Raw genomic sequence first — 6,325 nt, forward strand, 5'->3', positions numbered from 1 at the left:
CCTGAGAAGGCGGAACGGCCCGTACGATGAGCGCCGCCCGCAAGGGGAGGGGATGCACGTGCGCCGGCTGGGAGAGCTGGAGGCCGAGATCATGGACCGACTGTGGGCCTGGGAGCGGCCCGCCACGGTCCGCGAGATCGTCGACGACATCAATCGGGGACGCCGGGTCGCCTACACGACGGTGATGACGGTGGCGGACATCCTGCACCGCAAGGGCTGGCTCCGCCGCGAGAAGACCGGACGGGCCTGGCTGTACGAGCCGGTGCGCGGCCGCGAGGAGTACACGGCGGGCCTGATGCGGGACGCCCTCGGCGACAGCCAGGACCGCCCGGCCGCCCTCCTCCGCTTCGTCGAGGTCATCTCGGACGAGGACATGGCCGCCCTCGACGCGGCCCTCCGCACCGCCCGGGGCGACCAGGGAACGCACCCCGGCGAGGGCGCGGACCCCCGCGAGGGCGCGCGCCCCGCGGAGCGGCCCGGGGGCGGGGCCCGGCCCGGGGAGCGGCCCCGGCCCGGGGACGGGACGCACCCCGGGGACGGGGCCCGGCCCGGGGACGGGGCCGGCGCGTGAACCACCACGTCCTCGTCCCGCTCGGCATCGTGGTCCTCACCGGTTTCGCCGTGCCCCGGCTGGTGGGCCGCGCCCGCTGGGCGCAGCAGGTGCCCCGTCTCGCACTCGCCGTCTGGGCCGCCTGCGGCGCCGGATTCGCGGCCGCCACCGCGCTGCTGCCCGCCCAGATGGTCCTGTCGGCCGAGAGCAGCCACCGCCTGGCGGACATGATGTTCACGCTCCGTCCGCCGACGCTCGACCAGCTCCTGCACCTGGACGGGCGGGAACGGTTCGCGTTCTCCCTCTCGCTCCTCGTCCTCTCGGTGCCCACCGCCGCGTTCGTCCGCCGCCTCGTCCGGGCCCGGCGGATGCGGACCCGGCACGCGGGGGTGCTGCGGCTCGTCGGACGGTACGACCCCGAGCTGCGCGCCACCGTCCTCGACGACGACCGGCCGGCCGTCTACTGCCTGCCGGGCCGCTCCCGGCGGGTCGTCGTCTCCTCGGGCGCGGTCCACACCCTGACCCCCGCCCAGCTCGCGGCGGCCCTCGCGCACGAGCGGGCGCACATCGCGGGACACCACCACCTCCTGGTCGCGGCGGCGGAGGCCTTCGCGGCCGTCTTCCCGCGCTTCCCGCTCGCCCGGTACGGCGGCCCCGCCGTACCGCTGCTGCTCGAAATGGCCGCGGACGACCGGGCGTTGCGCCGGTGCACCCGGGACGCGCTCGCGACCGCGCTGTACGCGCTGGCCTCGGGCCGGGCGCCGCGCTCGGCGTTCGCCGCGGGCGGGCCGTCGGCGGCGGTGCGGATGCGGCGCATCCTCACTCCGTACAGCGCGGGACACCCCGTGCTGCGCGGGCTGCTGACGATCGCGGCGGCGGGCCTCGCGATGGCGCCCTTGATCGTCGCCTGCTGCTCGTTCCCCCAGTAATCGTGAACACCGTTATTTACTAAGCGAATTCGTAGATTTCGCATCGGTCACGGATCACGGAATGCGCCGCTATTGTGGGTACGTTGGGGCTCGGACTCGGCACGTCGAAGGGTGCAAAACCAATGCAGCTCGCTGGCGTTCGTACGGCAGCGGCCGGCGACGCGACGACGATATCCAGACTGCTTGCCGACATCATCCGGAGCAGCTACGCCGGAATACTGGACGAAATCCCGATGCGCCGGCTGATCTCGGCCCAATGCGCACTTCCCCGCATACGCGCGGAAATTGAAATTCCGGGGGGCGCGCCCGGATGGCTCGGATGGCTGGTCGCCACGGACGCGGAGGGCGCGGTCGTGGGCGTGGCCGCCGGGGGCGTCCCGGTGCCGGGCGAGGGCGAGGTGTACGCGCTCGCGGTGCAGCCCGGCGCCCGCCGCACCGGGGTCGGCACGGCCCTGCTCGCCGCCGCGACCGAGCGGATGCGCGGCTACGGTGCCCGGGAGCAGCGGGTGGAGCTCCCGGCGGAGGCCGATCCGGCGCTCCCCTTCTACTCCCACCTGGGATTCGCGGCGCTCTCGCCGAGACGGTGGAGCCGGCCCCTCGTCTGAACCCCGGCCGCCCCCGCCGGCGGCCGCTCGCCAGACGCCCGGCCGCCCCTCGCGGCCGGCCGCTCGCCAGACGTCCACCGTGGCAGATCCACGCCATCGCGTGTTCACGCAGCCCGATCCGGTGGATCGGGGTTCGCTCCCCAGGTCAGGATGGGTTCAGCGGCGCGGGCCCGGCGGCACGGGTACCTCGTCCGGACGGCATGGACCGAGCGAGCCCCTGGAGGAGCGATGCACACACCGAGCGGCACTTCCCTGCCCGTCGTGCCCGCAGCGTTCGCTCCGGTCCTGCCGTCCCGATACGGCCCGGCGCGGGAGCCCGCCCCGGGCGCGGGGATCCGGGTCACCGCCGACACCCTCCCCGGGCTCGAATCGGTCGCCCCCGCCGACGAGAGCTCCGTCTGGCTGCACGACGCCCTGCTCGGCCCGCACAGCGCGGACATCGTCCGCTACCTCAGCCTCGCCCGCTCCACCGGCGGACCCGTCCTCGACCTCGGCTCCGGCGCCGGGCGGCTCGCCGTCCCGTTCGCCCGGCACGGCTTCGCCGTGGAAGCCGTGGACCGGGACGCCTCGGCCCTGGAGCGCCTCGAGAGCTGGGCCCGCAGGATCGGCCCGCAGGTGGCCGGGCTCGTCGTCACGCACCGGGCGGAGCTCACCGGGCTCCGCCTGGAGGGCCGCTACCGGCTCGCGCTCCTCGCGGGCGCGATGGTCGCGGCCGTCCCGCCGGCCGGGCGGCCGGAGCTGCTCCGCGAGGTCGCCGCCCATCTGGAGGCGGGCGGGGCGCTGGCCCTCGACTACACCGCGCACCAGCTGCCGGGCCTGATCGCGGAGCCCCAGCGGACCTGGGCCTTCCAGGTGCCCCGCTTCGACGGCATCGACGAGTGGGTGGTGGCCCGGCAGGTCTTCGACCTGCCGTCGATGAGCGAGCGGATCACGTACTACGCGGCCAGGACCGGCAAGCTCTCCTCGGAGCGGGTGGTGCTGACCACCGACAAGTGGATCGTCGACCCCGAGCGGCTCGCGGCCGAGCTGCACGCGGCGGGGCTGCACATCGAGGGGCGGCGGCGGCACCGCATCGACGAACGGACCGAGTCCGTCCTCCTCGTGTGCAGGACGGATGACTGACGCGCACGGGGGACGGACGGCCGAAGAGAGTCTGCCGAGGTTGACGAGCAAGAGGTACGATGCCCACAAACGTTTGGGCCGACCAGGTGGCGGGCGGAGAAGATGGCAGTCGTGGAAGAGCTGACGGGCCGCGAGGCGGTGATCCAGCGCCTGCGCGATGTCGGGCTGCGGGTCACGGGCCCGCGCCTGGAGGTGCTCACGGTGCTCGCCGCCGGTGGCCATCTGGACGTCGAGGCGATCACCACGACGGCCCGCGAGCGGCTCGGCACGCTGACCAGCCAGGCCGTGTACGAGATGCTGCGGCACTTCCAGGAGACCGGCCTGGTCAGCAAGTTCGACCGGCCCGGCCTGCCCGCGGTCTTCGAGATCTCCGGACCGGCCCACCAGCACGCCCTGTGCACCTCGTGCGGCCGGGTGGAGAACGTGTCCGCGACCGCGCCCCAGCCGCCCCGGGGCGCCCTGCCGCAGTGGCGGGTGGACGACGCGGAGGTCGTCTTCAGAGGCCTGTGCCCCGACTGCCGGGCGGACGCCGACGCCGTCTGAGGCGTGGTCAACTCCGTGCGTGTCGTTCGAATGTGTGGCAGGGTCTAGCGGGGCGATTCAACAGGGTCCGCGTGGATCCGAGGGGAGTCTGCTGCGCCGTGTCCAGAAACGCCGCCACGACCCGCGCGGGTAGCGAACAGGCTCTCGCCGTCTACCAGGAACTGCGCGCCCGCCCCGAGGCCGGCTTCGACGAGGTCGCGGACCGGTTCGAGCTCACCGCCGACGAGCGGGACCGATGTCGGCGCGAACTCGCCGCCTTAGGACTCACCGCCGGACCCGACGCCTCCGGCCCCGCCCCCCTCCGCCCCCTCGTCGTCGACCCCGACGTCGCCCTGGTGCGGCTGCTGCGCCGGGAGCGCGACCGGCTCCAGGACCGCCTCGCCGCGACCAGCCGCGCGCACACCGCCCTCGAAGCCCTCGCCGGACCGTTCCTGCGGGCCGGGGCCGCGCCCCGCTCCGAGGTCGAGGTGGAGATCGTCACCGACCCGCAGCGGGTGCTGCGCGAGCTGACGGACCTGACCGGCTCCGTCCGCACCGCCGTCCACGTCATGCACACCGGCTCCGTCCGGCGCGAGGACATGGCCGCCGAGCTGGACCGGGACCGCTCCCGGGCGGCCCGCGGGGTGCGGGTCCGCGCCATGTACAGCCGCCGGGTCGGCACCGTGCCCGAGATGACCCAGCACCTGGAGGACCGGGCGGCGCTCGGCGTGGAGCTGCGCCTCTCCCCCGTGGTCCCGATGAACATGGTCCTGGCCGACGAGAACTTCGCCCTGCTGCCGACGGACCCGCACGACCCGGACTCGCCCGCCATCCTGGCCCGCGGCCCCGGTCTCGTCCGCTCGTACCTCGCGCTGTACGAGTACTGCTGGCAGGCCGCCGCGCGGTACGGCGAGGAGCCCGGGGAGCCCGGCGGCGACGGCCTCTCCGACCAGCAGCGGGCCGCCCTGCACATGCTCGCCTCCGGCATCAAGGACGAGCAGATCGCGCGCAGCCTCGGGGTCTCGCTGCGCACCGTGAGCCGGCTCCTGTCCGAGGTCATGCAGGAGCTGGGGGCGGCGAGCCGCTTCGAGGCGGGCGTCAAGGCGGCCCGGCTCGGGCTGCTCGACGGCGAGGGGCCGGAACCGGTGGCCTAGTACGAGGAGTTCGGATGTCATGGAGGACGCGCACGGGCCGCCGGGGCCGTGCGGGACGCAGAGAGCGCACGACGGACTCCCGCCGAGCCGTATGACAGGTGAGGGCGGGGCGACTCGGAGGATGAGGGGGTCACTTCGCCATGGTCACCGCGGGCGACGGCATCGGGGGCGGCACGACCGACGCTCTCCTCGCCGTGTACCAGGAGCTGCGCCGCCGGGGCGTCTCGGACTTCGAGGAGGTCCGCAGGGAACTCGGGCTCGCGCCGGAGGAGTACGAGCGATGTCGGCGCGAACTCCTCGCCCTGGGTCTCATCGTGCCCACGGGGCAGGCACACGCCACCATCACCGCCCTCCAGGACGGCAGCTGGCGCTCCGAGACGGACACGGTGGCGGCGATCGACCCGGAGATCGCGCTCCTGCGGCTCCTGGAGCGGGAGCGGGAGCGGCTGCGGGAGCACCTGGCCGAGGCGGACGAGGCGTACAGCACGCTGGAGGTCCTCGCGGGCTCCTATCTGCGGGCGGAGGCGCTGACCCGGGCGGAGACGCACGTCGAGGCGCTGACCGACTACCGCAGGATCCAGCAGGCCATCGAGGACATCACCGATGTGATGCAGGAGAGTTCGGCCTCGCTGCACCCGGGGACGCCGGGACGGGAGAACCCCGAGCGGATGCTCGACCGGGACCGGCGGCAGATCGCCAACGGGGTGCGGGTGCGCGCCATCTACGGCCGGCAGGAGGCCACGGACCCGCAGATGGAGAAGTTCCTCGGGCAGCGGGCGGAGCTCGGGGTGGAGATCCGGCTCGCGCCGGTGGTGCCGATGAACCTGATCATCGCCGACCAGCAGTTCGCGCTGGTGCCGATCCGGCCCGAGGAGCCGGGCGAGGGCGCGATCCTGGCGCGGGGCAGCGCCCTGGTGCGGCCGTATCTGAGCCTGTACGAGCACTGCTGGCACACGGCGACTCCGTACGGGAACGAGACGGCGGCGGAGGCGGGCGGCGACGGGCTCTCGGAGCAGCAGCGGGCCGCGCTGCACATGCTGGCCTCGGGCATGAAGGACGAGCGGATCGCGCGCACGCTGGGGGTGTCGCTGCGGACGGTGAGCCGGATGATCTCGGAGCTCATGCAGGAGCTGGGGGCGACGAGCCGTTTCGAGGCGGGGGCGCGGGCGGTGCGGCTCGGCTGGCTGGACTGACCCTTTTCCGGGCGGTGCGGCTCGGCCGGCCGGACCGATCTTTCCGGGCGGTGCGGGAGAACACCGGGGCGCGCCCCCAGGTTCGGGGCATTCGGGGGCCCGCCGGGCCCGGGGAAATAAATAAGAAATAACACGGTCTGCATAAGAGTTGGTTGGGGGTGGGGGGGGGGGGGCGCACCGCCCCCGGGGGGCCCGGCGCGGCGTGGCGGGGGGGCCGGAGGGGGCGGCCGGGGGTGGGGGGCGGCGCCCA

At 74.4% G+C, this 6,325-nt stretch carries 6 protein-coding genes and 1 pseudogene; all 7 read left to right on the forward strand.

Annotated elements, in window-relative coordinates; genetic code table 11:
* Nucleotides 1-58: 58 nt before the first annotated feature.
* Nucleotides 59-418, forward strand: a pseudogene (locus tag ACFV2S_RS32685) (BlaI/MecI/CopY family transcriptional regulator); the annotation flags it as partial.
* Between the two features lie 149 nt (nucleotides 419-567).
* Nucleotides 568-1,479 (forward strand): M56 family metallopeptidase, encoded by a 912-nt coding sequence (locus ACFV2S_RS32690; protein WP_385567556.1) that lies wholly within the window; start codon nucleotides 568-570, stop codon nucleotides 1,477-1,479.
* Between the two features lie 233 nt (nucleotides 1,480-1,712).
* On the forward strand, nucleotides 1,713-2,084 hold the full coding sequence (locus tag ACFV2S_RS32695; protein ID WP_385567559.1) for a GNAT family N-acetyltransferase: 372 nt from the start codon (nucleotides 1,713-1,715) through the stop codon (nucleotides 2,082-2,084).
* Between the two features lie 261 nt (nucleotides 2,085-2,345).
* Complete coding sequence (locus tag ACFV2S_RS32700; protein ID WP_385567564.1) at nucleotides 2,346-3,206, forward strand: SAM-dependent methyltransferase; 861 nt, start codon at nucleotides 2,346-2,348, stop codon at nucleotides 3,204-3,206.
* Between the two features lie 102 nt (nucleotides 3,207-3,308).
* A complete protein-coding gene (locus tag ACFV2S_RS32705) occupies nucleotides 3,309-3,749 on the forward strand; it encodes a Fur family transcriptional regulator (RefSeq protein WP_385567566.1) in 441 nt (146 codons plus the stop codon).
* Nucleotides 3,750-3,847: 98 nt separating this feature from the next.
* Nucleotides 3,848-4,882, forward strand: a complete 1,035-nt coding sequence (locus ACFV2S_RS32710; protein ID WP_385567570.1) for a LuxR C-terminal-related transcriptional regulator — start codon at nucleotides 3,848-3,850, stop codon at nucleotides 4,880-4,882.
* Between the two features lie 140 nt (nucleotides 4,883-5,022).
* Nucleotides 5,023-6,075: a LuxR C-terminal-related transcriptional regulator gene (locus ACFV2S_RS32715; RefSeq protein ID WP_383793730.1), complete on the forward strand. Its 1,053-nt coding sequence runs from the start codon at nucleotides 5,023-5,025 to the stop codon at nucleotides 6,073-6,075.
* Nucleotides 6,076-6,325 lie beyond the last annotated feature (250 nt).

It is taken from the genome of Streptomyces sp. NPDC059695, assembly GCF_042733785.1.
Classification (GTDB): Bacteria; Actinomycetota; Actinomycetes; order Streptomycetales; family Streptomycetaceae; genus Streptomyces.